Annotated in this window: 20 protein-coding genes and 1 pseudogene; 9 read left to right on the forward strand and 12 right to left on the reverse strand. The window is 68.4% G+C overall.

Translation table 11 applies throughout. The features are described from left to right. Positions 1-40 precede the first annotated feature (40 nt). From rmuC to K5K93_RS12800, 3 genes are all read left to right on the forward strand, one after another. Positions 41-1,588: a DNA recombination protein RmuC gene (rmuC, locus tag K5K93_RS12790; RefSeq protein WP_222388087.1), complete on the forward strand. Its 1,548-nt coding sequence runs from the start codon at positions 41-43 to the stop codon at positions 1,586-1,588. 71 nt (positions 1,589-1,659) lie between these two features. Continuing rightward, complete coding sequence (locus K5K93_RS12795; protein ID WP_033832628.1) at positions 1,660-2,061, forward strand: hypothetical protein; 402 nt, start codon at positions 1,660-1,662, stop codon at positions 2,059-2,061. Positions 2,062-2,197: 136 nt separating this feature from the next. After that, positions 2,198-2,743 carry a glutathione peroxidase gene (locus tag K5K93_RS12800; protein ID WP_093820410.1) on the forward strand — a complete coding sequence of 182 codons (546 nt, stop codon included), beginning with the start codon at positions 2,198-2,200 and terminating at the stop codon, positions 2,741-2,743. Between the two features lie 87 nt (positions 2,744-2,830). On the opposite strand, the gene K5K93_RS12805 is transcribed toward K5K93_RS12800, so the two are convergent. The 6 genes and pseudogenes from K5K93_RS12805 to K5K93_RS12830 form a co-directional block, all read right to left on the reverse strand. Next, a complete protein-coding gene (locus K5K93_RS12805; protein ID WP_222388088.1) occupies positions 2,831-3,832 on the reverse strand; it encodes a VacJ family lipoprotein in 1,002 nt (333 codons plus the stop codon). A 1-nt stretch (position 3,833) separates the two neighbouring features. Next, a complete protein-coding gene (locus tag K5K93_RS12810) occupies positions 3,834-4,145 on the reverse strand; it encodes an STAS domain-containing protein (protein WP_093820414.1) in 312 nt (103 codons plus the stop codon). Continuing rightward, a complete protein-coding gene (locus K5K93_RS12815) occupies positions 4,135-4,797 on the reverse strand; it encodes an ABC transporter substrate-binding protein (RefSeq protein ID WP_222388089.1) in 663 nt (220 codons plus the stop codon). The genes K5K93_RS12810 and K5K93_RS12815 overlap by 11 nt, the downstream gene beginning before the upstream one ends. A 56-nt stretch (positions 4,798-4,853) precedes the next feature. Further along, positions 4,854-5,318: pseudogene (mlaD, locus tag K5K93_RS12820) on the reverse strand (outer membrane lipid asymmetry maintenance protein MlaD); the annotation flags it as partial. A gap of 58 nt (positions 5,319-5,376) precedes the next feature. Beyond that, entirely contained in the window at positions 5,377-6,126 is a 750-nt protein-coding gene (locus K5K93_RS12825; protein ID WP_006404088.1) for an MlaE family lipid ABC transporter permease subunit, read from the reverse strand. Beyond that, positions 6,126-6,914, reverse strand: coding sequence for an ATP-binding cassette domain-containing protein (locus K5K93_RS12830; RefSeq protein ID WP_025875633.1), 789 nt, complete (start codon positions 6,912-6,914; stop codon positions 6,126-6,128). Before K5K93_RS12830 ends, K5K93_RS12825 begins: the two co-directional genes overlap by 1 nt. 194 nt (positions 6,915-7,108) lie before the next feature. Between K5K93_RS12830 and recC the strand changes: the two genes are divergently transcribed. From recC to recD, 3 genes are read left to right on the forward strand one after another with little or no spacing between them, the layout of a single operon-like run. After that, a complete protein-coding gene (recC, locus tag K5K93_RS12835; protein ID WP_222388090.1) occupies positions 7,109-10,450 on the forward strand; it encodes an exodeoxyribonuclease V subunit gamma in 3,342 nt (1,113 codons plus the stop codon). Continuing rightward, positions 10,447-14,121, forward strand: coding sequence for an exodeoxyribonuclease V subunit beta (recB, locus tag K5K93_RS12840; protein ID WP_222388091.1), 3,675 nt, complete (start codon positions 10,447-10,449; stop codon positions 14,119-14,121). The genes recC and recB overlap by 4 nt, the downstream gene beginning before the upstream one ends. Beyond that, entirely contained in the window at positions 14,118-15,998 is a 1,881-nt protein-coding gene (recD, locus tag K5K93_RS12845) for an exodeoxyribonuclease V subunit alpha (protein WP_222388092.1), read from the forward strand. The genes recB and recD overlap by 4 nt, the downstream gene beginning before the upstream one ends. A 179-nt stretch (positions 15,999-16,177) precedes the next feature. On the opposite strand, the gene K5K93_RS12850 is transcribed toward recD, so the two are convergent. From K5K93_RS12850 to K5K93_RS12875, 6 genes are all read right to left on the reverse strand, one after another. Then, the gene (locus K5K93_RS12850; protein ID WP_222388093.1) at positions 16,178-16,576 is read right to left on the reverse strand and encodes a hypothetical protein; all 399 of its coding nucleotides are present in this window, start codon (positions 16,574-16,576) and stop codon (positions 16,178-16,180) included. 94 nt (positions 16,577-16,670) lie between these two features. Further along, positions 16,671-18,710, reverse strand: a complete 2,040-nt coding sequence (locus K5K93_RS12855) for an FUSC family protein (protein ID WP_222388094.1) — start codon at positions 18,708-18,710, stop codon at positions 16,671-16,673. Positions 18,711-18,713: 3 nt separating this feature from the next. Then, positions 18,714-20,174: an efflux transporter outer membrane subunit gene (locus tag K5K93_RS12860; RefSeq protein WP_222388095.1), complete on the reverse strand. Its 1,461-nt coding sequence runs from the start codon at positions 20,172-20,174 to the stop codon at positions 18,714-18,716. Further along, positions 20,171-21,088 (reverse strand): HlyD family secretion protein, encoded by a 918-nt coding sequence (locus tag K5K93_RS12865; RefSeq protein ID WP_222388096.1) that lies wholly within the window; start codon positions 21,086-21,088, stop codon positions 20,171-20,173. Before K5K93_RS12865 ends, K5K93_RS12860 begins: the two co-directional genes overlap by 4 nt. Next, the gene (locus K5K93_RS12870; RefSeq protein WP_025875651.1) at positions 21,085-21,294 is read right to left on the reverse strand and encodes a DUF1656 domain-containing protein; all 210 of its coding nucleotides are present in this window, start codon (positions 21,292-21,294) and stop codon (positions 21,085-21,087) included. Before K5K93_RS12870 ends, K5K93_RS12865 begins: the two co-directional genes overlap by 4 nt. Before the next feature lie 107 nt (positions 21,295-21,401). After that, positions 21,402-21,857, reverse strand: coding sequence for a MarR family transcriptional regulator (locus K5K93_RS12875; RefSeq protein WP_025875653.1), 456 nt, complete (start codon positions 21,855-21,857; stop codon positions 21,402-21,404). Positions 21,858-22,356: 499 nt separating this feature from the next. On the opposite strand from K5K93_RS12875, the gene folE reads away from it, so the two are divergent. The 3 genes from folE to K5K93_RS12890 all read left to right on the forward strand — a co-directional run bounded on the left by folE (position 22,357) and on the right by K5K93_RS12890 (position 25,235). Next, a complete protein-coding gene (folE, locus tag K5K93_RS12880; protein WP_025875657.1) occupies positions 22,357-22,968 on the forward strand; it encodes a GTP cyclohydrolase I FolE in 612 nt (203 codons plus the stop codon). A 109-nt stretch (positions 22,969-23,077) separates the two neighbouring features. Beyond that, positions 23,078-24,547: a DUF3375 domain-containing protein gene (locus K5K93_RS12885; RefSeq protein WP_025875659.1), complete on the forward strand. Its 1,470-nt coding sequence runs from the start codon at positions 23,078-23,080 to the stop codon at positions 24,545-24,547. Next, positions 24,534-25,235 (forward strand): DUF4194 domain-containing protein, encoded by a 702-nt coding sequence (locus K5K93_RS12890; protein WP_093820430.1) that lies wholly within the window; start codon positions 24,534-24,536, stop codon positions 25,233-25,235. Before K5K93_RS12885 ends, K5K93_RS12890 begins: the two co-directional genes overlap by 14 nt. Positions 25,236-25,239: the final 4 nt, after the last annotated feature.

Here is a 25,239-nt window from a genome sequence, read left to right on the forward strand (position 1 = left end):
CGTTTCAGCACGTGAGACTGGGCCAGCCTACACTTGCCACATGCAAACCGAATTCCTCCTTGTCGCCGGCCTGCTGCTGGTCGTGCTGATCCTGCAACTGGTGGCGCTGCTGCGCCGCCCGCCCCACGACCGGCTGGAACAGGCCGTGCGTGATGAAGCACGTGCCGGGCGCAGCGAGTTGCGCGAGCAGCTTGATGGGTTCGCGCGCGCGCTGACCGATCTGTCCACCCGCACCGACCAGCGCCTGGACCTGCTGCGTGAAGCGCTGAGCGAAGACGCACGCAAGGCCCGCGCCGAGGCGGCCGACAGCCAGCAGCGCAGTGCCGCCTCACTGGGCGAACGCCTGCAGGAACTGCGCGTGCAGTTGGATGTATTCGGCCAGCAGCAGGAGGCACGTATCCATGCCTTCGGTCAGCAGCTGCAGGAACTGACCGCGCGTACCGACACCCAGTTCGGTGCGCTCCGACAGGCTCTGGTAGAGGATGCCCGCAAGGGCCGCGAAGAGGGTGCGCAGTCGCAACAGCGCCTGACCGAGAGCCTGGGCCTGCGCCTGCAGGAACTGACCCAGCGCAACGAACAGCGCATCTCGGAAATGCGCGCCACCCTGGAAGAACAGCTGCGCGCGCTGCAGGCCGACAACGCGCAGAAGCTCGAGCAGATGCGCCACACCGTCGACGAGAAGCTGCAGTCCACGCTGGAAACACGGCTGGGCAATTCGTTCAAGCTGGTGTCCGAACGGCTGGAGCAGGTGCAGCGCGGGCTGGGTGAAATGCAGCAGTTGGCGACCGGCGTGGGCGATCTGAAGCGGGTACTGACCAACGTCAAGAACCGCGGCAGCTGGGGCGAAGTACAGCTGGAGAACATCCTCGAGCAGACTCTTACCCAGGAACAGTATGCACGCGGTGTGAAGGTACGTCCTGACGGCAACGAGATGGTCGACATCGCCGTGCGCCTGCCGGGCCGTCGCGACGACGACACGCCGGTCTGGCTGCCGATCGATTCCAAGTTCCCGCGCGAAGACTATGAGCGCCTGCTCGATGCGCAGGAACAGGGCGATGTCGAGGGCGTGCGCCTGCAGGGCATCCAGCTGGAACGCGCGATCCGCGTGCAGGCCAAGTCGATCTGCGAAAAGTACATCGTGCCTCCGCACACCACCGATTTCGCGGTGATGTTCGTGCCGACCGAAGGACTATATGCCGAAGTGATCCGGCGCCCGGGCCTGGTCGACCTGCTGCAGCGCGAGCACCGGGTGGTGGTGGCCGGGCCGACCACCGTCACCGCGTTGCTCAACAGCCTGCAGATGGGTTTCCGTACGTTGGCCATCGAACAGCGGTCCAGTGAAGTGTGGACATTGCTGGGCGCCGTCAAAACCGAGTTCGGTAAATTCGGTAGCGTGCTCGACAGCGTGAAGACCAAGCTCGACCAGGCCAGCAAGCAGATTGACCAGACGGGGGTACGCACGCGTGCCATTGCCCGGAAGCTGCGGGACGTAGAGTCGCTGCCGGCCGAACAGAGTCGGCAGTTGCTTCCCGACAGCCTGCTGCCCGAGGAGGGGAGCGAAGAAGGCAATGAGGGCGAAGAGGCCTGAGCGGGGCTGACACGCCGCATGCATGGCGCTGTGCGTATGCTGGCCGGCGCCCACCTCGATCAGGTACCGCCATGCGTTTCCATCTCTTTGCCAGCCTTGCCCTGGGCGTACTGCTTGCCGCCTGCAGTAGCACCCCACCGGCCAGTGAAGACGCAGGCACGGCAGCCACGGTGGCCGACAGCCCTGAAGCCGCTGCAGCCTATGAAGAAGCACGCGATGTGGACTGCCGCGCGGCGGGCGGTACCCTGCAGCCGTTGGGCCGCCTGCAACGGGTGCAGTGCGTGATTCCCTATGCCGACGCCGGCAAGTCCTGCAGCAGCAAGAGCGACTGCAGCGGCCAGTGCCTGGCGTCCGCCGAGGTGACCGCAGGCGCGGTGGCAACCGGCACCTGCCAGCGTGATGTCAGCCAGAACTTCGGTTGCCGGCAACGCATCGACGGTGGCAAGGCACAAGGCACCCTCTGCGTCGACTGACGGTAGTGCCGGCCGCTGGCCGGCAGCTGCACGACCGTTCCCGAAGAGTCATGAGACTGCCGGCCAGCGGCCGGCACTACCGGTCACGTGCGGCGGTATGCTGGTGGGCCTTTCCCCGTTGTAGCCGGAGCCCCGCGTGAGCACCTCGATCCAGGATATTCCCCTCACCACCATCGACGGCCAGCCGTCCTCTCTTGCCGACTATCAGGGCAAGGTGCTGCTGCTGGTCAACGTGGCGTCCAAGTGCGGCCTGACCCCGCAGTACGAAGGCCTGCAGGCGCTGTATGCGGAAAAGCACGCGCAGGGGCTGGAAGTACTGGGCTTCCCGGCCAACAACTTCCTCGGCCAGGAGCCGGGCAGCGAGGCGGAGATCCAGCAGTTCTGCCAGCTGACCTACGATGTGAGCTTCCCGATGTTCGCCAAGATCAGCGTGGCCGGTGAAGATACCCACCCGCTGTACCAGCAGCTGACCGCCGCGCAGCCGCAGGCGATCGGCGAAGGCCCGCTGCGCGAGCGCCTTGCCAGCAAGGAGATTCCGATCCACCCGGCACCGGCGGTGCTGTGGAACTTCGAGAAGTTCCTGGTTGGCCGCGATGGCAAGGTCATCGCCCGCTTCGCCCCGGACGTTGCTGCCGATGACGCGCGCCTGCGCGAAGCGGTCGAGGCGGCGCTGGCGGCCTGAAGACGACGTGCCAACCAAGGTTGGCACCTGCCGGTAAAACAAAAAACCCCGCCGAGGCGGGGTTTTTTCATGCGTTGCCGGCAGCGGTCAATTGGTCCACTGCGGCATCGGCATCGCATCGACCGGGATCGGCGAGTTCGCATCGTCGCTGCCACGCTCGCGCTTGCCACGCAGGTCGTTCTCGATCTGGTAGTTGCGGCGCTGCATCCAGGCATCGCGGACCAGGGCGTACTCGTCCACCGCGGTATCGCGCAGGTCGTCGATCGCCAGCAGCTGCGCGCGGGTATCGACCAGCTGCAGGCCCTGCAGACCGATACGGTATTTGTCGCTTTCGATGCGGCGGATCGGTGACAGCGGGATGTCACCGGCCAGGCCGAACACATCACGCACGGTACGCGGGCCGAAGAACGGCAGTTCCACGTAGCGCGAACGACGCCAGCCCCAGGCCCCCAGGGTCTGCCCGAAGTCCTCGTTGCGACGGGGCACCATCGCCTTGCTGGCCGGATCGAACAGGCCACCGATGCCCAGCGTGCTGTTCATCAGGAACCGGCCCAGGCTGTCCCAGGCGTCGGCCGGGCGGCCCTGCAGCAGCTGGTTGGTGATGGTCAGCGGCGCACGCAGGTTGCTGAAGAAGTTGCTCACGCCGGTACGGGCAAAGCGCGGCACCACGTGGGTATAGGCGGTTGCCAGCGGACGGGCGATACCGCGGTCGACGGCGTTGTTGAACCCGTGCACCTTGCGGTTGAACGGTTCCCACGGGTCGTACGCGGTGGTGCTGGTGGTGCTGCCATTGGCGCCGTACAGCGCGTCGAAGTCGTCATCGCCGCCCGGTGCGGCGGCGGTGGCCTCACTGCCGGTTGCACCCTGCGAGGCGGTAGCCGGTGCCGGCGCGGTTGCCTGCGCTGCCGGGGCGTCGGCTGCGACGCTCGCAGCAGGCGCATCCGCACCAGCAGCGTTGTCGACCGTGGTGGTGTTCGTCGCCGGCACCACGGTGTCGGCGGTCGGCGCGTCGCTGCGCGCCGGCTTGCCGGCACAGGCGCTGAGCGCGGCGGCCAGGAGGATCAGAGGGAAAACGCGCACGACGTTCATGTCAGCTCGCAGCAGAAGTAGCGTTGAAGTCCAGGTCGGGCGACAGCCGGTAGGCCGCGCTCAGCTCGTTGTAGCCGGCGGGGGCGCCGGCGATTTTCAGCGGATGGCCGCCTTGGCGCGCGCGCGCGGCCAGCTCGGCCAACAGCGCCAGGCCGGCGCTGTCCACGCGCTCGACCTCCGCCAGTTCCAGCCGCGACAGCTGCGCCGGCAGGGCCTGCAGTTGCGGCCACAGCGCGATCACCGCTGCACGGTCGAGCACCCCGCGCAGGCGCAGGGTGTCACCTTCCAGCAGCGCCAGCGCCTTATTTGCCATTGCCGGCCGGCCCAGCCTGCATGCTGCCGCTGCGCAGTTCGGCGGCCACCTGCTTGATGCCCTTCTGTCGCAGCGGGGCATCGAACTGGTTGCGGAAGGTCTGCACGTAGGAGATGCCTTCGATGTTCACGTCGAAGATCTTCCACTGGCCGCCTTCGTTGCGCATCCAGTACTCGACCGGCGTCGGCTCGCTGCCGGCACGCACCAGCTCGGTGCTCACGCGCACGCCGCGGTTGCCCGGCAGCGGGCTTTCGCCCTTCAGGCGGAAGCTCGGCTTGCCCTGGATGTTGAGCAGGGTCGAGCCGTAGCGCTGCATCAGGTTGTCGGCCATCGCATTGGCAAACAGCTTGATGTCAGCGTCCGCAGCGCCGCGGGCGTGCGTGCCCAGCACCAGGCGCGCGGCATAGTCGCGGTCGAAGGTGCGGTTGAGCTCGCTGTCAATATAGCTGCGCAGGCTGGTCGGGTTGCCGCTGAACTCGGCGCGGCGCTGCTGCAGGGTGGTGAGGATGCGCGTGCTGGCGTCGATCACCACCTTGCCGGCCTGGCCCTGGGGGGCGGCAGCAGCGGGGGCGGCAGCCTGTGCCTGGGCCAGGAACGGGGTGGCCAGCAGCAGCGACGAGGCGAGCAGGGCCGGGATCAGTTTCATCTTCATGGTTGCGGTTCCGTTGCAGGCGCCTGCGCGCCATCGTTGGGCTTCTGGGCAGCGCCGCCACCGGCGCCGCCACTGAACATGTATTTGCCGACCAGCTGGATCAGGTCCACGGCCGGTTGGGTGAACACGATCTCCTCGCCGGGCTTGAGCACGTCCGGATCGCCGCCGGGCTGCAGACCGATATAGCTCTCGCCGAGCAAACCACTGGTGAAGATGCCCGCCGAGGTATCGGCCGGCAGATCCTTGACCTTGCTGTCCATGCGCAGGGTCACGATCGATTCGAACTTCACCGGGTCCAGATCGATCGCTGCGACCTGGCCGACGGTGACACCACCGATCTTCACCGGCGCCTGCTTGCGCAGCTGGCCGACCTGGGAGAAGCGTGCCTTGAGTTCATAGCCTTCGCCACCCCAGCTCCAGCGCTGGTTGGTCGAGGCCACGGCCAGCACCATCAGCGAGGCCAGGGCCAGCAGCAGGAAGGCGCCGACGGAGAATTCGAGTCTGGGACCGCGGATGGCCATGTGGATTACCTGATCAGTCGTGGTGGCCGCGCGCCGATGCGCACCGCCGATGGAGGGGTTAGGTGAACAACATTGCCGACAGTACGAAGTTGAACATCAGCACCAGCAGCGAGGCGTTGACCACCGCACGGGTGGTGGCGACGGACGTGCCTTCGATGGTCGGTTCGGCGTGGAAACCGACATAGGCGGCCACCAGGGCCGCGGTACCACCGAAGATCGCCGACTTCAGCATCGCAACGCCGAAGTCATCCCAGAAGTCCACGCTGCCACGCAGCGCCGACCAGAACACGCCGTTGTCCAGGCCCAGCACGTGCACGGCTTCGAAGTAGCTGGCACTGATCGCCAGCGAACAGAAGATGCCGGTCAGCAGCGGCACGGTCAGTACCGCCGCCCAGAAGCGCGGCGCCACGGCCTTGGCCACCGGATCGATGGCCATCAGTTCCAGCGCCTTGATCTGGTCGGTGGCGCGCATCAGGCCCAGCTCGGCGGCGATCGAACTGCCGGCGCGGCCGATGAACAGCAACGCGGTCAGCACCGGTGCCAGTTCGCGGTACAGCGACAGGCCGAGCAGGGTGGACAGCGCGTCGGCCGCACCGAAGGTGGTCAGCGTGCGGTAGCCCTGCAGGGTCAGCACCAGGCCGACGAAGGCGCCGCCCACGGCGATGATCGGCAGCGAACGCGCACCGATCTTGTAGATCTCGCGGGTCAGCTCGGCCAGGAAATCACGGGTCGGCAGCGAACCGCGCAGCACGGTCAGCGAGAACAGGCCGGCACGACCCAGCGAGCGGGTGGCTTGCACGAACGGCATCAGGCAACCCTCGCGCGCGGTGCGGCATCAAACGGGATGGGACCATCGGGCTGGCCATGCAGGAACTGCTGCAGCAGCGGGTCCTGGCTGGTCTGCAGCGCCTCCGGCGTGCCCTGGAACACGATGCCGCCATTGGCGATCGCGATTACCTGGTCGCAGATCGGCAGGGTCTCGTGCACGTGGTGGCTGACGATGATACTGGTCAGGCCAAGGCTGTGGTTGAGGCGCTGGATCAGGCTCATGATCACCCCCGAGGCGATCGGGTCCAGCCCGGTCAGCGGCTCGTCGTAGATCATCAGCGGCGGGTCCAGGGCCAACGCGCGGGCCAGTGCCACGCGCCGGGCCATGCCACCGGACAGCTCACGCGGCCAGGCATCGGCGGCGGCCAGCAGGCCGACCGAATGCAGCTTCATCTGCACCAGCCGGCGCAGCACCGGTGCCGGCAGGCGGGTGTGGGTGCGCAACGGCAGGGCGACGTTCTCGGCCACGGTCAGGTCGGTCAGCAGGCCATTGCCCTGCAGCAGTACGCCGACGCTCTTGCGCATCTCCAGAAGCTCGGCGGTACGCTGCGGGATGGGTTTGCCGAACAGGGTGACGTCGCCTGCAACCGGACGCAGTTCGCCGGTCAGCGCCGCCAGCAGGGTCGACTTGCCGCTGCCGGACGGACCGAGCACCGCGGTGATGCTGCCCTTGGGCACCTGCAGCGAAACGTCGCGCAGGATCGTGCGCCCGCTCCGGTCGATGCGGACGTTGGACAACTGCACCAGACTGGGAGTGGAAGCCGACATGGGCACCCTTAACGTTTTTTCGACATTGAAGCATCGGGTCAGACTGCTGAACATAAGCAGACTGGACGGTGCAGTATTGTTGCACGGTCGGACCGTCGCCAGACCGGGACAATGCCGAAAACGACCGGAACAATCCGTCGCGATCACCGTACCCCGGGATTGAATACGGGCGGGTGTGCTGCACACTGTGCACGATGAGTGACCCGGGCAGCGACTTCCGCCTCTACCATTCCAATTCGCTGGACGTGCTGGCTGCCCTGCTGGCGCGCAACGTGCGCGTGCCGGTGCCGGGACAGCCGCTGCTGGCGCCGGAGGTGGTGCTGATCCCGCAGGTGGCGATGCGGCGCTGGCTGCAGGCGACACTGGCCGCCGAGTATGGCGTGGCCGCCAACCTGGAATTCCTGACCCCCGGTGAGTTCGTCGCCCGTGCGTTGAACGCCAATGTCGAGGGCGAAGCCGACGACCTGGACGCGGCCGCCCTGCATTGGCGCCTGTACCAGGCCTTGCGCGATCCGCAGCTGCTGGCGCAGCCACCGATGCGCGCGCTGCAGTCCTATCTTGCCGGGGGCGACGCGCTCAAACCCTGGGCGCTGGCCGGCGAACTGGCCTCGGTGTTCGAGAAGTACCAGGCCTGGCGCCGCGACTGGCTGCTGCGCTGGGAAGCCGGCGCCGACGCGGCCGATCCGCAGGCCATCCTGTGGCGCAGCATCGCCGCCGGCCATGGTTACCGCGCGCGCCGCATCCAGGCGTACCTGGACCGCTTCGAAGGCGCCGGCCATCCGCTGCCGCAGGGCCTGCCGCCGCGGATGTCGGCGTTCGCCACCCTCAACATCTCGCCCGATGTACTGCGGGTGATGGCCACCCAGTCGCGGGTGGGCGAACTGCATTTCTATCTGCCCACGCCGGTGCAGTCCTACTGGGGCGACCTGCAGACCCTGGCAGAGCGCCTGCGCAGCGGTGCGCCGGACCCGTTCGGCGAGGCCGCCGGCGAGAACCGCCTGCTGGAAGCGTGGGGTGCGGCCGGCCGCGATTTCATGGCGGTGCTGGGCAGCTATGAAGTGGTGCATCCGGCCGGCGAGATCGCGGCCTATTCCGATCCGGAGCAAGACACGCGGCCGACGATGGAGCAGGGCGGGCTGTCCGACAGCCTGCTGCATCGCCTGCAGCGCGACCTGTTCCACCGTCGTGCCTTGCCGTCCGGTGAACTGCGCGATGGCCTGCGCAGCGACGACCCGAGCCTGCAGGTGCACGCCTGCCACACCCGCCTGCGCGAGCTGCAGGTGCTGCACGACCAGCTGCGCAGCCTGCTGCAGGACCCGCGCTTCGACCCGCCGTTGCAGGCGCGCGAGATCGCCGTGCTGGCGCCGGACATCGATCCGTATGTGCCCTATCTGGAAGCGGTGTTCGGCGGACGGGGGGGCGAGGACGAACACATTCCCTACGCGCTGGCCGACAGCAGTCCATTGGCCGGCGAGCCGCTGGCCGATGTGTTCGTGCACCTGCTTGGCCTGCCGATTTCGCGCTTCGGCCTGAACGAGGTACTGGATCTGCTGGCCAGTGCACCCCTGGCCGAGGCCGCCGGCCTGGAAGCGGTGGACTTCGACCGACTGCATGGCTGGCTGCAGCAGGCAGGCGCACGCTGGGGCCTGAATGCCCAGCATCGCGACCAGCTGCAGGCCCCCAGCGATGACGCCTACACCTGGCAGTTCGCGCTGGATCGCCTGCTGCTGGGCCACGCCACCGGCAGCGAGGTGGACCTGGCCGGTGTGGCGCCCTGGATCGAACTGGAAGGCGGGGCGCTGGATGCGCTGGACCGGCTGCTGCGCCTGCTGCGCGTGCTGGCCGTCTACCAGCGCCGGCTGGGCGAGTTGTTGACCCCGGCACAGTGGCGGCAGCGCCTGCTGTCGCTGCTCGATGCCCTGCTGCCGACACCACCCAGCTCGCCCAACAGCCAGCGCGCGCTGGAGCGCCTGCGCAAGCTGCTCAACCAGTTCGCCGAGGATGCGTACAAGGCCGGGTTCGCCGATGGCGTGCCACCGGAGGTGGTGCGTGCGCACTTCGCCGGTGCGCTTGCCGAGGCCGATACGCGCGCGCCGTTGCTGACCGGTGGCATCAGCTTCGGCCGCATGGTGCCGATGCGCCTGCTGCCGTTCCGGGTGATCTGCGTGCTCGGCCTCAACGATGGTGATTTCCCGCGTCGCGACCCGGCCGCCGGCCTCAACCAGCTCACCGCCGAACTGGATACGCCGCGCCGCCGTCCCGGCGACCGCTCCACCCGCGAAGACGATCGTTTCCTGTTCCTGCAGTTGTTTGCTGCTGCGCAGGACGTGTTCTACCTCAGCTACCTCGGCGCGGACCCGCGCGATGGCACCATGCGCGAACCCTCGGTGCTGGTCAGCGAACTGATCGATGCCGCCGCGGCCTATCACCTCGATCCGTCGACCGCCACGCGGGACTTCACCGTGCGCCACGCGCTGCAGCCGTTCTCGCCGGCCGCCTTCGGTGACGGCGATCCACGCCGCTTCAGCTACCGCCGGCAGTGGCACCCGGCCGCCGGGCGACTGGGCGGGCAGCGCGGCGGCCTGCAGCCGTGGTTCGACACCGCACTGCCGCCGCCGGTGGACGACGCGGTGGAAGAAGAGGTCTCGCTGGAGAGCCTGCGTCGTTTCCTGTGTGATCCGGCCGGGCAGTTCCTCGCACAGTCGCTGGGCCTGCGCCTGGCCGACGACGTCGAGGACGTCGACGACTTGGAGCCGCTGGTGCTGTCCTCGCGTGGGCCGGAGAAGCGCAGTGTGCAGCTGGCCGTGGTGCAGGCCACCCTGGCCGGTGACAGCGAGCCGCTGTACCCGCGGCTGCGCGCACGCGGGCTGCTGCCGTCGGGCATCTTCGGCGAGCGCCAGTTTGAAGTGGAGCGGCTCAAGACCCGACCGTATGCCACGGCCATGCTGGGCTGGTTGCAAGGCACGCCGCTGGAGAGCCGCCGCTATGAAGTGGAGATCGACGGCGTGCGCCTGCATGGCCGGGTCGGTGATCGCCATCCCGAGGGCCTGGTGCGCCTGCGCGCCGGCGCCCTCAACGGCAACGCGGTGATCCGCCAGGGGCTGGACTGGCTGCTGGCCAACGCCGCAGGCGATGCCTTGCCGCTGGTGCAGTTCTACGACGGCGGTGATGCCGGCCCCGGTCCGCATGCATTGCCTGCCTTGACCGTGCCCGCAGCACGCGCGGCGTTGCGCGCGCTGCTGCAGCTGCGCCAGCGTGGGCTGCGCGAACCACTGCGCTTTGCGCCCTATACCGGCTGGGTGCTGTTCAACGCGCCAGTGGAAAAGCAGCGCAGCGAAGGCTGGAAACAATGGCATGGCAGCGACCGCAGCTGGGGTGAAGCCAACAGTGATGCCTGGCAGCTGCTGCTGCGTGGCGCCGACCCGTTCGCCGACGACGCCAGTTACGCCGACCTGCTGCGCAACAGCCAGGTGGTCTTCAGCGCCGTGCGCGAAGGGCGCAGCTTCGGCAATGATCCACAGGCGGGCCACGCATGAGCAGCGGTGCCGAGGGCGCTCCCATCAACACGCATTTCCCCGACCCTTACCTGGCGTTGCCGCTGCACGGCACGCGACTGATCGAAGCCAGTGCCGGCACCGGCAAGACCTTCACCCTGGCCACGCTGTTCACCCGTCTGGTGGTCGAGCAGGGCCTGCGTATCGGCCAGATCCTGGCGGTGACCTTCACTGACGCCGCCACCCAGGAACTGCGCAAGCGCATCCGCGAGCGCCTGGCCCTGGCTGCGCGCCTGGTCGATCTGTCGCCCGGCGACGATGAAACCCCCGATGCGCTGCTGACCCGGCAGGTGCTGCAACGTCACCTGCAGGACGGCACGGAAACCGCAAAAGCGTTGAAGCGGCGCCTGCAGGTAGCCGCCGACGAGATCGACCTGGCTGCGATCTTCACCATCCACGGCTTCTGCACCCGCGTGCTGCGCGAACATGCGCTCGAAAGCGGGCATACCTTCGACCCGCCCGAGCTGCTGGCCAGCGATCGCGAGCTGCTGGAAGAACTGGCGGCCGATCTGTGGCGGGTGCATGCCAACGACCCGGCAACGCTGGAACCGCTGACCTGGTTGTGGTCCCACCCGGATGCGCTGGCGGCTGACCTGCGCGCGCTGCTGGCATCGCCACCGCTGTACCCGCCACTGCAGCCGCTGGCCGTGGACGATCCGCGCCCGGCGATGCAGGGTGCGGCGGCGGAACTGTCGATGGCCGTGCGCGAGCATGGTGAGCGCTTCTTCCTGGACCTGTGCGAAGCGGTCGACAACAAGTGGATCAACGGCGTTTCCTACAAGCTGGGCTGGCTGCACCCGCTGGGCCGGCAGCTGTTGGGCTGGGCCGAGCGCGGCGACGCAGCCGAACTGCTGTCCAGCGACCGCTTGCCGGCGCTGCTGCCCGATGCGCTGGTGGCCAAGACCAACAAGAAGTTCGCCGACCGCACACCGTCCTCGCCGCTGCAGGCACCGCTTGAGCGCTACGTGGCACTGCTGGCCCAGCGCGAACAATGGCTGCGTGCCACGGCACTGAACTTCCTGCACGCCCTGCGCGGGGAAGCCACCCAGCGCCTGTCGGCGCTGAAGCGCGTGCGCCGCGTGCAGACCTACGACGATCTTATCGACGGCGTCGCCCGCGCGCTGGAAGGCCCGCAGCGGCTGGCCCTGGTCAAGCAGCTGCGGGCGCAATACCGCATCGCCCTGGTCGATGAATTCCAGGATACCGATGACCGCCAGTGGGGCATCTTCCATACCGTGTTCGGTGCCTCGCCGGAGGTGGACGAACTGGGGCTGCAGCCGGCGCTGTTCCTGATCGGTGACTCCAAACAGGCCATCTATGGCTTCCGCGGCGGCGACATCCATACCTACCTGAAAGCCAAGCAGGTGGCCGAGCAGGCACCGGCGCTGGACCAGAACTTCCGCTCGCGCCCGGCCGTGCTGCGCGCGCTGCAGGCGCTGTACGACAACGCTGGCGAAGATGCCTTCCTCGAACGCGACATCCAGTTCGAGCCGGTGCGGCCCGGTGGCGTGCGTGTCGATGAGGACTACCTGCGCGATGGCCGGGCCGCACCGGCGCTGACCCTGCGCCTGCTGCGCAGCGACGGTGAAAAGGCCCTTGGCGCCGATGCGTCGCGCGACGCGGCGACCCAGGCCTGCGTGGCCGCGATCCACCAGATCCTGCTGGAGGCGCGTGCCGGCACCGCGTTGCTGCGTGGACGCCCGGTGCAACCCGGCGATATCGCCGTGCTGGTGCGCTCGCATCGCGAAGCCACGCTGGTGCAGCGTGCGCTGGCCGCCGTCGGCATTCCCGCGGTGGCGGCCGGCAAGCAGAGCCTGTTTGCAACCAGCGAGGCCCGTGACCTGCGTGCGTTGCTGCTGGCGTTGCTGCAACCGGCCGACGAAGGGCGATTGCGCACTGCATTGGCGACAGTGCTGCTGGGGCAGCGCGCAAGCGCGATTGCCAGCATGGAGCGTGAGGGGGACCTGCAGCGCGGGTTCCAGGCACAGCTGCTGCATTGGCGCGAGCGCTGGCAGCGTGGCGGCCCGTTCGCGGTGGTGGCCGATGTCTGCGCCGCGCAGGGCGAGCGCCTGCTGGCATTGATCGATGGCGAGCGGCGCCTGACCAACTACCTGCAGCTGGGCGAACTGCTGCAGGAAGCCTCCGCGCAGGCACTGGGCATGCACGGCCTGCTGGACTGGCTGCAGGGGCAGATGGCCAACGCCGACCAGGATGACGAGCAGCAGCTGCTGCGGCTGGAGTCCGACGCCCGACGGGTGCAGATCATCACCCTGCACAAGAGCAAAGGCCTGGAATACCCGCTGGTGTTCCTGCCGTTCGTGGGCATCGATGGCGGCGCGCCGAACACCGCCACCCACTGCACCGTGCACCTGCAGGGGGAGCGCCAGCTGCATTGGAAGCTGGACAGGGACGACGCCTGGGACGCGGCCAGCAGCCAGCGCGAGCGCGAGCAGCGTGCAGAAGACGCGCGCCTGCTGTACGTAGGCCTGACCCGCGCCGAGCATGCCTTGTGGATCGCCACCGGCGATCTGGCAGGCCATGCGAAGACCCGCCTGGCGCCGTTGCTGGGCGACCTGCAGGCGCTGCGAGCGCACGCGGACGTAGACCTGGATGACAGTGCGCCGCCGGGCCGCCTGCCGCAGCTGCTGGCCGAAACCGAAGGTGAGCTGCCTGCGGTGCGTGCCTTGACCCGCCGTGTGCCACATGACTGGTGGGTCTACAGCTTCACCCAGCTGGCGCATGCCGACGCTGGCAACGGCGACGATATCGAAGCGGCGGCCACCGAACTGCCGGCACCGGCTGCCGACGAACCTGCCGGTGCCGAGCTGCCGCTGGAACCGGCGTTGCCGGACGCTGCCGCAGAAGACACAGCACCGCCGGATCCGCGCTTCATGGGCAGCCGCTTCGGCAATGTGCTGCACGATGCACTGGAGAACGTCGACTTCGCACTGTGGTCGCACTGGCAGCCGCAGCAACCGGCACCGGAGGGACAGGGCGACGTGCTGCGCCGCTCGCTGCACGACGAAGGCTATGCCGACGAGGATCTGGACGATGGCGTGGCGGTGCTGGTGCCGCTGGTCGGCCACACGCTCACCGTACCGCTGCCCGAAGGCGGTGCGCTGTGCAGCGTGCCCGAGCATGAGCGCCGGGCCGAAATCGAGTTCCACTTCGCCATCGAGCCGACCGCAGTACCGGTGCTGCTGCAGCTGCTGCACGAGCACGGCATCTCCAGCGCACGGCGCGGTTTCGGCCTGCGCAGAAGGCTGGAAGGCCTGATGACCGGCAAGATCGATCTGACCTACGTGCGTGATGGCCGCTGGTATGTGCTGGACTACAAATCCAACCGGCTGCCGGGCTACAGCCCGGACCTGCTGGAGATCGCCATGCGCCACAGCGAGTACGACCTGCAGGCGCTGATCTATACCGTGGCCCTGCATCGCTGGCTGCGCTTCCGCCTGGGCGCGGCATACGACTACGCGCGCGACATGGGCGGTATCCGCTATCTGTTCTGCCGGGGCCTGGATATCGCCGGCAACGGCGTGCACGTGCAGCGCTTCGCGCCTGAGCTGGTGGATGCGCTGGATGCATTGTTTGCGGGCGGCGAAGCAGCCCAGGCCGAGATGGCGGCGCGCGCGCGCGGAGAAACCGCATGAACCTGCTGCGCGATCTGCATCGCAGCGGCCAGCTGCGCACCCTGGACCACGCCCTGGCCATCAGCCTCAAGCGCCTGCGCGAGGACACGCCGGACGACGTGGCACTGGCCGCCGCACTGGCCTCGCTGGCCGTGGCGCAGGGGCACGCTGGCTTCGATCCGCGCCAGCCCCAGCGCGTGATCGATGGCATTCCGGCATGGCCCGAACCTGCGCAGTGGCTGGCGCAGCTGCAGGCCTCGCCCTGGGTGGCGACCCCGATGGATGCCAGCGCCGCCGCCGCGGAAGCGCCGCTGGTGCTGGAGAACGGTCTGCTGTACCTGCGCCGCTACCGCGAATACGAGCGGCAGTTGGCTGTCGGCCTGCAACGCATCGGCCGCCATCCGCTGCCTGCACCGGACATGGCCGCCGTGGCGCCCCTGTTCGCGCGTCTGTTCCCGCACGCCGCAACGGGCGAGGACCACCAGGCCCGTGCGGCTGGCGTAACCCTGCGCCACCCGCTGGCCCTGGTCACCGGTGGTCCCGGTACCGGCAAGACCACCACCATCGCCCGCCTGCTGCTGCTGTTGGCGGCACAGGCGCAGCACCAGGGCCTGCCCGTGCCGAAGGTAGCGTTGGCCGCACCCACCGGCCGCGCTGCCGAGCGCATGGCCGAAAGCCTGCGCCTGGCCGTACAGCGGCTGCAGGAGCAGGGGCTGGACCCGGCGCTGTGCACCGCGCTGCCCAGCACAGGCACCACCCTGCATCGCCTGCTCGGGGTGATTCCCGATTCACCGCGATTCCGCCATCACGCCGACAACCCGTTGCCGGTGGACGTGGTGGTGGTCGACGAAGCTTCGATGATCGACCTGCCGCTGATGGCCAAGCTGGTCGACGCGATCGCCAGCGGTACCCGCCTCATCCTGCTCGGCGATCCCGACCAGTTGCCGTCGGTGGAAGCCGGTGATGTGCTCAGCGCCATCCTGCGCGCCAGCGGCGATGGCATCGGCACCCGTGCCGACGATGCGCAGGCGCTGCATGGACTGCTGGCAGCAGCGACGCTGCAGCCGCAGGCACCGCCGCGCGCGTTCGCAGGCCGCCGCGTGCAGTTGCAGCGTGGCTACCGGCAGAGTGATGCGCTGGACCTGGCGCCGCTGGCGCAGGCCGTGCGTGGCGGTGACAGTGGTACCGCCCTGCGCCTGCTGCGCAGTGGCGGGCTGGCTGGCGTCCGCTTCCATGAAGGCGAGGCGGACCCGCTGCGCGGCCAGCGCGAGCATCTGCTCGACCACTGGCGCGCACTGGCCGACGCAGTGGACCCGGCGCAGGCACTGCAGCAGGCCGGCCGCCTGCGCGTGTTGACCGCACTGCGCGAAGGCCCGCAGGGCGCGCGTGGCCTCAACAGCCGCATTGAACAGCTGCTGGCTGGCAATACTCCGGGCTACTTCCAGGGCCGGCTGCTGCTGATCACCGAAAACAGCTACCGCCACCGCCTGTTCAACGGCGATATCGGCATCTGCCTGCGCGATGGCAGCGGTGCGATGGTGGCCTGGTTCCCCGGCGAGACCGCCGACCAGCCGCGCGCCTTCCACCCGGCAGCGTTGCCCGCACACGAGAGCGCGTTCGCGATGACCGTGCACAAGGCGCAGGGTTCGGAGTTCGATGAAGTGTGGTTGCAGCTGCCGAGGCAGGACAGCCGCGTGCTGTCGCGCGAACTGGTCTACACCGGCCTGACCCGCGCCCGCCAGCGCCTGCAGGTGGCCGGCAGCGCCGAGGTGCTGGAGGCGGCATTGAAACGACATGCCAGCCGCCTTGGTGGGTTGGCGTGGCGACTGGGTGCGGAAGAGGTGACCGAGGAACCGGCGCGCGGCGAAGAACCCACCGTGCAGGGCACGTTGTTCTAACGCCGCCCTTACCATCACGTCGGTCATCTTCTTCCACGCACGGCGTGGATCCACCGTGTCGACCAAGGTCGACACCCACCAGAAGCAGGCCATGCCATTCCATGGACCGCCCGCTTTTGACGTTGCCGTTGCCGCTGCCGTTGATTCGGCAGGTGCAGGGCGCAGCCCTGCCGCCAAATCTATTCCGGCATCAACACCAACCCATCCGGATACACGATCGCCGCTTCATCCGCACTGACATCGAAGAACCCCACGCCGTGCTTCTCGGCCAGGTCCTGCACCCGCCCATGCGCGCGCTCGGCCACCGAATACGCGAACGCGCCATAGATCACATGGCGGCCGATGCTGTACTCGGTCACCTCGGCGCGATCGTCATCGTCATTGCTCAGTGGGCCGTTCATCGGCGGAAACTCCTGCGCCATCTCCGCGAACCATGCCTGCAGCGCCGGGCTGCTGACCGCCGGGTCGTCGTACTCGTGGCTCTCGCCCCACTGCGCCTGCTTCTCGAACCAGGCGATGAACGCCGCCGCTTCACGCGGGGCGGCGCTGGCCTCGAACACCATCATGTCGTAACTCATTGAACCGTCCTGTTGCCGTGGCGTAAGGACGCCGGGCATGGCCCGGCGCTACCGGATGACGATGGTAGCGCCGGGCCATGCCCGGCGGATCGCATCAGACGGACGGCGCTGCGGCGTCCGCCAATCCCGGCGCCAACGCCTTCGCGTCCGGGAACAGCGCAAACCGCAGGCCGACCAGGCCCATCAGCGCCTCGTCGCGTGCCTTGCAGGCAGCCACGCTGCCGACCCGGCCCAATGAGGTGTCCAGCCGTTCGCGCAGCGCCTCGGTCGCCACAATCGGCTTGCGCGCGGCGATCTGCCGGCGATAGTGCACGGCCACCTCCTCCAGGATGTGCTCGACCGCCTCGCGGCTGCGCTCCGGCAGCTCCAGGCGGGCGCGGCGCAGCTGCAGGATGTTCAGGCCGATGCGCGCCTCGTTGAGCATGTCCACCGAGGCGATGTCACTGCCTTCCGGGGTCGCCGCCAGGCGCGGTGCCAGCAGACCGAGCAGATCCAGCATGCGCGCGGCGAAGCGCTGGCGATCCTGCTGGCCACGGCCTTCGGCCGCCTCGGCCAGCGTGGTCCAGCCCTGCCGTACCAGCCGGCGCGCGGTCCATTCGGCACCCACCGAGCGGAACAGCCGGGTCATCACCACCGCAAAGCCAATGCCGATGAACATCGCGATCGACGAGTTGGCGAAGGTCTGCACGTTGGCACTGTAGGTGTTCTGCAGGCTGAGCAGCGCGGCCAGGTTGACCGTCAGCGGCAGCGCGAACAGCGCGCTCTTCGGGTGGTGCAACAGCAGGCCCAGTGGCAGGAACACCACCGCCAGCACCAGCGCCAGCAGGCCGAAGTCGTGCACGGCGGGGAACACGCCGAACAGGTACACGCCGGCCACCAGCGAAGCCACCATCGCCCACACCAGGAACGAGACCATGCTCGGCGCCGGGTCGTCCTGTGCCGCGAAGAACGCGGCGGTCACCGCGGCCATCATCGCGCCATTGCCACCGCCCTCCCAGCCCAGGCCGATCCACAGCACGCAGTAGCTCATCAGCGCCACGCCGGCGCTGAGCGCGGAGAACAGTGCCATGCCGTAGTCGACGTGCTTGTCGGTGGCGGCGCGTTCGGTGCGGATGCGGTAGTGCGCACGGTCCAGCGGCGCGGTGCCCTGGTCGATCGCGTGCTGCAGGGTGCGGCAGTCCTGCCACAGGTCCACCAGCTCCTCCAGGCGCAGCAGCAGGCTGGCCAGCTGCAGGTGCTGCAGATCGCGGTCCACCTGCGGCTTCAGCGCACTGATGCGTGCGCGCAGGCGCGCGTAGTCGCTGGCACTGGACGGCGTGTCGATCCAGTCGTGGATGTCATCGACAAGCGTCGGCAGGCCCTCGGGCAGGGTCTGTCCATCGCTGCGCAGCGCACTGAGGCGGTCGGCGATCGATGACAGCACCGGCAGCAGCAACAGCATGCGTTCGCGCAGGCGCTCCATTGATACAGCCGCGCCGGCATGGCGTGGGTCATCGCGGCGCAGGAACTCGATCAGCGCCTCGAACTGCACCAGGTCGGCGGCCAGCCGGTTGCGTGGGGCATGCGCGCCGCCGCGCTCGAGGATCTGCCGGCACCACTGCGCCGCGTCCTCCATCCAGTTGCCGATGCGCGCGCCGAGCATCGGCCGCACCGAGGCCGGGAACAGCAGCGAGGCGAACAGCACCGCTACCACCGTACCGAGGATGATCTCCTCGCTGCGCGCCACCACGGTGTCGAAGATGGTCTCCGGCGAGGTCACCGCCGGGAAACCGATGAATGCAGTGGTGTAGCCGGCCAGCAGGAACGCGTAGCCACGTGGGCCACGGTTGAGCAGGGCCAGGAACAGGCAGCCGGCCAGCCAGATCGACATCGCCGCGCTCAGCACCAGCGGCGTTTCCACCAGGGCGGGCAACATCAGCAGGGTGGCCAGGCCGGCGGCCAGGGTGCCGAGGATGCGGTACACGCCCTTGGCCCGGGTCGGGCCCAGCAGCGGCTGGCTGACGATGTACACCGTGCCCATCGCCCAGTACGGGCGCGACAGGTTGCCGGCCATGGCGATATACAGCGCGACGATCGCTGCCAGGTAGGTCTTGATCGAAAACAGCCAGGCCTGGCGGTCGGTCAGCCCGTTCATCGCTTACCTCGCCGCCGTCGGCGCAGGCGCAGACGCGGCACTGTCCTGCCAGCCACCGCCCAGTACCAGGAACAGGTGGATCTGGTCGCGAGAGACCTGGGCTTCGGCCGCGGCCAGGGTGGCATCGCTACTGGCCAGGCTGCGGTCGGCATCCAGGCTGGACAGGTACGGCGTGCGGCCACCCTGGTACAGCCGGCGGTTCTGCTCTGCGGCCATCGCAGCCTGTTCCTGCGCCACGCGCAACGACTGCAGGCGGCGCAGATCCTGGGCATAGCGGTCCAGTGCGGTCTGTGTTTCGCGCAGTGCCTGCAGCACGGCATGGTCGAACTCGGCCAGCGCGGCATCGGCGCCAGCCTCGGCGGCGTGGATGCGTGCATGCGTGCCCGAGGACGGCAGCGTCCACGAGATCAGCGGGCCGAGCGACCACTGCTGGGTCATCGGCTGGCCGAAGTCTTCCAGCAGGCCGGCGGCGCCGACCGAGGCGCCCAGGCGGATGTCCGGGTACAGCTCGGCAGTGGCGACACCAATCCGCGCGGTGGCCGAGGCCAGCTTGCGTTCGGCCTGGCGGATGTCGGGACGGCGCTGCAGCAGCGCGCGGCCATCACCGACCGGCAGCGGCTGGGCGAGGGTGGGTGCGTGCGCGCAGCCGATCACCCCGGCCGGCAGCTGGCCCGGGGTCTGCCCAAGCAGTGCCGCCAGCGAATAGGCGGCGGCCGAACGCTGCGCCTGCAGCGGGGGCAAGGCGGCTTCCAGCAGCGCGACCTGGGCATTGGCGCGCGCCAGTTCCGGCGGCGTGCCGCGGCCTGCGCTGATCAACCGCTGGGTGACCGAACGGCTGCGCTGCTGCAGCTGCAGGGAATGCTCGGCGACATGCAGCTCATGGTTGGCATGGCAGATCTCCAGGTAGCTGTCGGCCACCTCGGCCACCACGCTCACCTGGGCCAGGTCACGTGCAGCGGCCACCGCCTGTTCGTCGGCGCGGGCTGCTTCGGCACCGCGCTTGAGCTTGCCGAACAGGTCGAACTGGTAGCTCACCGCGAACTTGCCGTCGGCCAGGTTGATCACCGGCAGCTCGTGCTCCTGCAGGAACGACTCGGCCGACAACTGTGCGCGGCTGACGCCGGCTTCGGCCTCGTACTCGAAGCCACCGGCGTCCATCGCCTGCTCGTACACCGCAGCAGCGCGGCGCAGATGCGCGTCGGCAGCCTTCAGTTCGACGTTGTCGCGCAGCGCCTGGGTGATCAGCCCATCCAGCACCGGGTCGTTGTACAGCGACCACCAGCGTGCCGGCAGTGCCTGGTTGGCAGCCACTTCGGGGTTGTGGGTATCGATGAACGCGGCATTCGCTTGCGGCCGCTTGAATGCCGAGCCTTCGGGCAGCGCGTAATCCGGGCCGACGGTTCTGCACGCGGCCAGGCTGGCCAGCGCGACGATCAGGCCAAGGCGGGGCAGGGCGGCGTTCACAGGCTCGCCTGTGTCGGCGCAGCGCCGGCCTTCTTGTTCTGCACGTGGCGGCCGGTATCCACGGTCACCGTGGCGGTGCGCCCGGCGATCAGCTCCACGCCGGCAGGCACCTCGTCGATGGCGATGCGCACCGGGATGCGCTGCGCCAGCCGCACCCAGTCGAAGGCCGGGGTCACGTTCGGCAGCAGGGTGCTGCCATTGCTGCGGTAGCGATCCTCGATGCCGGCGGCGATGCTCTCGACATGGCCGTGCAGAGGGGTGTCTTCGCCCATCAGGCGGATGTCCACGCGCTGCCCCGGGGCCACGCCGCGCAGGCGGGTTTCCTCGAAGTAGCCATCGATGCGGAACGAACCGGTATCCAGCAGCGCAAGCACCGGCTTGCCGGCCACCACGTAGTCGCCCACGCGCATGGTGCGGTCGTTGACCCGGCCATTGGCCGGTGCACGTACTTCGGTGCGGGCCAGGTTGAGTTCGGCCAGATCGACCGCGGCCTGTGCGGTGGCCAATGCGGCCTGTGCGGCCTGCAGCTTGGCCCGGCGCACTTCGGCGTCCTCGGCGGCGACCAGATCCTGCAGGCTGCGGTCGCGTCCGATCTCACGGCGCAGCTGCGCGACCGACGCCTGGCGTTCGGCCAGGCTGGCGCGGCTCTGCTCCAGCGCGATGCGGTAGCGTGCGCGATCGATCACGAACAGCAGGTCGCCCTTTTTCACTGCCTGGTTGTCGGCTACCTGCACCGTTTCGACCAGGCCGGACACATCCGGCGCCACCTGCACCACGTCGGCGCCGACGTGGGCGTCGCGGGTCCACGGCTCATCCATGTAGTAGACCCACAGCTGGCGCAGCACCAGCAGGGCGACGATCACGGCTGCGCAGGTAAGCAGCACCGGCAGGGTCTTCTTCACGATCTTGTTCACGATTGCATCCAACGCAGGAGGTGGAACAGCAGGCCCAGCACGATCCCGTACAAGGCCAGGTTGAACAGCGCCGGGTGCCATACGTGGCGATAGGCACCGGCACGCTGCAGCAGCGCGTGCAGGCCGCTGTTGACCAGGTAGGCCAACACCATCAACCCCAGCAGGGTCGGGACGAACACTCCGTGGAGACTGAATTCACCGGGCATCGGTAGGGGCGGGGACGGTAGGGGAAGGGGAGGTGGAACAGGACAACGGCAACGGGCAAAAGCCGCTGGCGCATGCACGGCAGCGGCGGTATTCACCGACAACGGGCTTACGTGATGCGGTCGGCAGCCTCGGCCAGCAGGCGCCATGCCTTCAGCACGGCATGCAGTTCATCCATGGAAAGCTCGCCGAACACGTCCTGGCGCAGGCCGATCAACTGGTCTTCCAGTTCGCGCACCAACGCCTGGCCTTCCTCGGTCAGCCACAGCAGGTTGGCGCGGCGGTCGCTGGCATCGCATTCGCGGCGGACCAGCCCACTGGCGCAGAGCTTGTCCAGCAGGCGCACCAGGGAAGGGCCTTCCATGCCCAGCTGCTGTGCCAGGGCGACCTGGCGGATGCCACCGCCGGAGCGGCCGATCATCAGCAGGGGCATGGTGCAGGCGGTGGAGATGCCGTAGCTGCCCAACCGGCTGTCGGCCAGGCGCTGCCACTGCCGCCCTGCGTACAGCAGGCCGGAGCTGAGCTGCATCTGCAGCACGGTGCGCTCGTCGAGGGGTCGGTCCATAAGTAATAGATAGGATACTACTAATTTCATTCCTATCAATAGATTTTGCTGAATGGGTGGGGTGCTGAGGAAAGCGTTGCGCCTGCTGGCATCGGTTGGGGTGGCGGAGGGTTGGCTCCTCAAGAACAAGAGCGGTAGCGCCGGGCCATGCCCGGCGGCTCCTGGTGGCACCGCTCCGCTCGCCGGGCATGGCCCGGCGCTACCAGAGCACTCTCCGAAGCCATGAACCCCAGCTTTTGACCCCGCTTTCGGGCGGTCCGGCCGCGCCCGCAGGAAACTGTCGGGGAGGGGGTGAGGGGGCTGCGCAGGACCGTTGGCGCCATGGATGGCGCCATCGAGCCCCCATGGACGGGTTCACGGCGTGTCCTGCGCAGCCCCCTCACCCCCTCCAGACCGATAGCAATGACGCACCACGACGACCCCCGATGAACCGTCCCCAGAGGACGACCCACCCCCCGGTCGGGTACGATGCTCGCCCCCCGTTCGGGCGCTGTATGCAATGAGCAAGAACAACGAAAAGGCCGCCCCGCAGGGCGAAGTGACCCAGGTCCAGGCCGAGGATGCCGTGCGCACCCTGCTGCGTTGGGCCGGTGAGGACCCGACCCGCGAAGGCCTGCTGGATACCCCGCGCCGCGTGGCCGAAGCCTATGGCGACTGGTTCAGCGGCTACCGCGACGACCCGCGCGCCTACATGGAACGCACCTTCGAGGAAGTGGCCGGCTACGACGAACTGATCGTCCTGCGCGACATCGAATACGAAAGCCACTGCGAGCACCATATGGCGCCGATCATCGGCCGCGTGCACGTCGGCTACCTGCCGGCCGGCAAGGTGGTGGGCATCAGCAAGCTGGCACGCGTGGTCGAAGCCTACGCCCGCCGCTTCCAGGTGCAGGAAAAGATGACCGCGCAGATCGCCCAGTGCATCCAGGACGTGCTGCAGCCGGTCGGTGTCGGCGTCGTTGTCGAAGGCGCCCATGAGTGCATGACCACCCGCGGCATCCACAAGCGCGGCGTCAGCATGGTCACCTCGAAGATGCTGGGCAGCTTCCGCGAGGACGCCCGCACCCGCGCCGAGTTCCTGCGCTTCATCGAAGTGGGCGGCAAGCGCTGAGCGCCGTCGCCTCCCGGTGGCGGCCGCGCGTGGCCGCCGCTTTCGCCGTGCCTGCGCCGCGCCTTTGCGCGCGCGCTGGCCGCCGCGCCCTTCCGACCGATCTCGCTGCATGAAGCACCGCGAACGCATCACCCGTTATCGCCACCTGCGCGAACAGCCGCAATGGAAGCTGCTCGCCGCCGACCACGCACCGGAAATCATCGGCCTGCTGCAGGGCCTGCTGATGGACGGCGATCGCACGTTGCCGGCATCGGTCCTCAACGAGCGCCTGCAGCGTGCGCTGGACCAGCTCAACGGCGACGAGTTGTCGCGCGAGCTGCCGCGGACCGCGCAGGCCTACGTCGCCCATTGGCTCGCGCAGGGCTGGCTGGAACGCCGGCTGCCTGAAGGCGCCGACCAGGAGCAGTACGAGCTCTCGACCCAGGCGCTGCAGGCGATCCGCTTCGCCGACAGCATGGAGCAGGCCCGCGTGGCCGCCACCGAGAGCCGCTTGGCGCTGGTGATCGAACAGCTGTCGCAGCTGGCCGCGCAGACCGAGGCCGACCCGGACGCACGCCTGTCCGCACTACGCGACGAGCGCGACCGCATCGATGCCGAGATCGCCCGTGTCAGCGCTGGCCGCGTGACGGCCCTGGACGGCAAGCGCGCACTGGAACGTACGCGGCAGATCATCGGCCTGGCCGACGAGCTGACCGAAGACTTCCGCCGCGTGCGCGACGACTTTGAACAGCTCAACCGTGATTTCCGCGAACGCATCATCGATGACGAAGGCGAGCGCGGCGACGTGCTGTCCAAGCTGTTCGAAGGCGTGGACGTGATCGGCGAGAGCGACGCGGGCCGTAGTTTCCAGGCGTTCTGGCGCCTGCTCAACGACGCCGAACAGAGCGCCCAGCTCGATGCCGCGCTGGAGACGCTGCTGGCCCGTGGCTTTGCCCGGCGGCTGGATCGCAACGAGCGCAACTTCCTGCGCGGCTTCACCAGCACCATGCTCGAACGTGGTGGCCAGGTGCATGACGTGCTGCAGAACTTCGCGCGCAGCCTGCGTGGTTTCGTGCAGAGCCGTGGCTACCTGGAACAGCGCCGCCTCAACCAGCTGTTGAAGCAGGCGCAGTCCGAAGCACTGGCACTGCGCGATGACTTCCCGGCGCAGCGCGCCATTGGCCGCGACCTGCAGCTGACCACCAGCCGCCTGCGCTCGTGGTCGCAGTGGAAGCTGCACGACCCGCGCAGCGCGCAGGTCGATGGCAACGTCGAATACAACGATGCGGCCAGCATCAGCCTGGAAAGCGTCGGCGATCTGGTGGCGTCGTCGGAAATCGATTTCCGCACCCTGCGCCGCGACCTGCACGACCTGCTCGACAGGCAGCCGAAACTCAGCATCGCCCAGGCCCTGTCGCAGCGCGAAGCGCCGCAGGGGTTGGGCAGTGTCATCGGCTACCTCTCGCTGGGCACGCGCTTTGGCAGCGTGATCGCCGGCGAACAGGAGCTTGCCGAATGGCGAGGTGGCGACGGACAGATCCGTCGTGCCCGCATCCCGCTGGTTTGGTTTACCCAGGAGAGACGCCATGAGCTGGCATGAAGACCCCATCGACGCACCGCATGCCGACCTGGCCGAAGACGCTTACCCGTCCGAACCGGTGGCGACCGTGGCCCAGCCCCGGCGCGGCAACGACGTCTACTACATGGGCGATACCGGCCGCCTGCCGCTGGATGCGCGCCGCGCGCTGTGCCAGCTGCTGATCGGCCCCAGCATCGACCAGCTGCGTCACGCCAAGCTGTGGCCGGCACTGATCCGCAGCGAAGCCGGTATCCGTTCGGCGCTGTCGGACCTGTTCCTGGAACTGGTGCTCGACCGTGACAGTGGCGTGGCGTTCACCCGCCAGGCCGACACCGAAGATGTCGATGCACCGGTACTGCTGCGCACCTCGCCGCTGACCTTCATCGATTCGGTGCTGTTGCTGTACCTGCGCCAGCAGCTGGGCGAAGCCGATGCGCGTGGCAACCGCGCCGTGGTCGCCGATGCTGAAATGGCCGAAGCACTGGCCATCTACGAAAAGAACCTGTCCACCGACCGCGCCGGCTTCAATCGCCGTGTCGCCTCGGCGGTGCAGAAGATGAAGGACAACCACATCCTGACCCGCCTCGGCGGCCAGGAAGACCGCCACGAAGTCTCGCCGGCGTTGAAGCTGCTGTTCTCCGCCGAAGACGTATCCCAGCTGTCGGCGGTTTACCGCCAGCTGCGCGAAACCCCGGCCGCTGAAGCCTGAGAGA

This window comes from Stenotrophomonas sp. DR822 (assembly GCF_019793815.1).
Taxonomy (GTDB): domain Bacteria; phylum Pseudomonadota; class Gammaproteobacteria; order Xanthomonadales; family Xanthomonadaceae; genus Stenotrophomonas; species Stenotrophomonas indicatrix.

Excerpts from the sequence above, each read along its gene's own strand:
- rmuC (WP_222388087.1), top strand. The coding sequence starts at position 41 with ATGCAAACCGAATTCCTCCTTGTCGCCGGCCTGCTGCTGGTCGTGCTG.
- K5K93_RS12795 (WP_033832628.1), top strand. The coding sequence starts at position 1,660 with ATGCGTTTCCATCTCTTTGCCAGCCTTGCCCTGGGCGTACTGCTTGCC.
- K5K93_RS12805 (WP_222388088.1), bottom strand. The coding sequence starts at position 3,832 with ATGAACGTCGTGCGCGTTTTCCCTCTGATCCTCCTGGCCGCCGCGCTC.
- K5K93_RS12810 (WP_093820414.1), bottom strand. The coding sequence starts at position 4,145 with ATGGCAAATAAGGCGCTGGCGCTGCTGGAAGGTGACACCCTGCGCCTG.
- K5K93_RS12815 (WP_222388089.1), bottom strand. The coding sequence starts at position 4,797 with ATGAAGATGAAACTGATCCCGGCCCTGCTCGCCTCGTCGCTGCTGCTG.
- K5K93_RS12825 (WP_006404088.1), bottom strand. The coding sequence starts at position 6,126 with ATGCCGTTCGTGCAAGCCACCCGCTCGCTGGGTCGTGCCGGCCTGTTC.
- K5K93_RS12830 (WP_025875633.1), bottom strand. The coding sequence starts at position 6,914 with ATGTCGGCTTCCACTCCCAGTCTGGTGCAGTTGTCCAACGTCCGCATC.
- recC (WP_222388090.1), top strand. The coding sequence starts at position 7,109 with ATGAGTGACCCGGGCAGCGACTTCCGCCTCTACCATTCCAATTCGCTG.
- recB (WP_222388091.1), top strand. The coding sequence starts at position 10,447 with ATGAGCAGCGGTGCCGAGGGCGCTCCCATCAACACGCATTTCCCCGAC.
- recD (WP_222388092.1), top strand. The coding sequence starts at position 14,118 with ATGAACCTGCTGCGCGATCTGCATCGCAGCGGCCAGCTGCGCACCCTG.
- K5K93_RS12850 (WP_222388093.1), bottom strand. The coding sequence starts at position 16,576 with ATGAGTTACGACATGATGGTGTTCGAGGCCAGCGCCGCCCCGCGTGAA.
- K5K93_RS12855 (WP_222388094.1), bottom strand. The coding sequence starts at position 18,710 with ATGAACGGGCTGACCGACCGCCAGGCCTGGCTGTTTTCGATCAAGACC.
- K5K93_RS12870 (WP_025875651.1), bottom strand. The coding sequence starts at position 21,294 with ATGCCCGGTGAATTCAGTCTCCACGGAGTGTTCGTCCCGACCCTGCTG.
- K5K93_RS12875 (WP_025875653.1), bottom strand. The coding sequence starts at position 21,857 with ATGGACCGACCCCTCGACGAGCGCACCGTGCTGCAGATGCAGCTCAGC.
- folE (WP_025875657.1), top strand. The coding sequence starts at position 22,357 with ATGAGCAAGAACAACGAAAAGGCCGCCCCGCAGGGCGAAGTGACCCAG.
- K5K93_RS12885 (WP_025875659.1), top strand. The coding sequence starts at position 23,078 with ATGAAGCACCGCGAACGCATCACCCGTTATCGCCACCTGCGCGAACAG.
- K5K93_RS12890 (WP_093820430.1), top strand. The coding sequence starts at position 24,534 with ATGAGCTGGCATGAAGACCCCATCGACGCACCGCATGCCGACCTGGCC.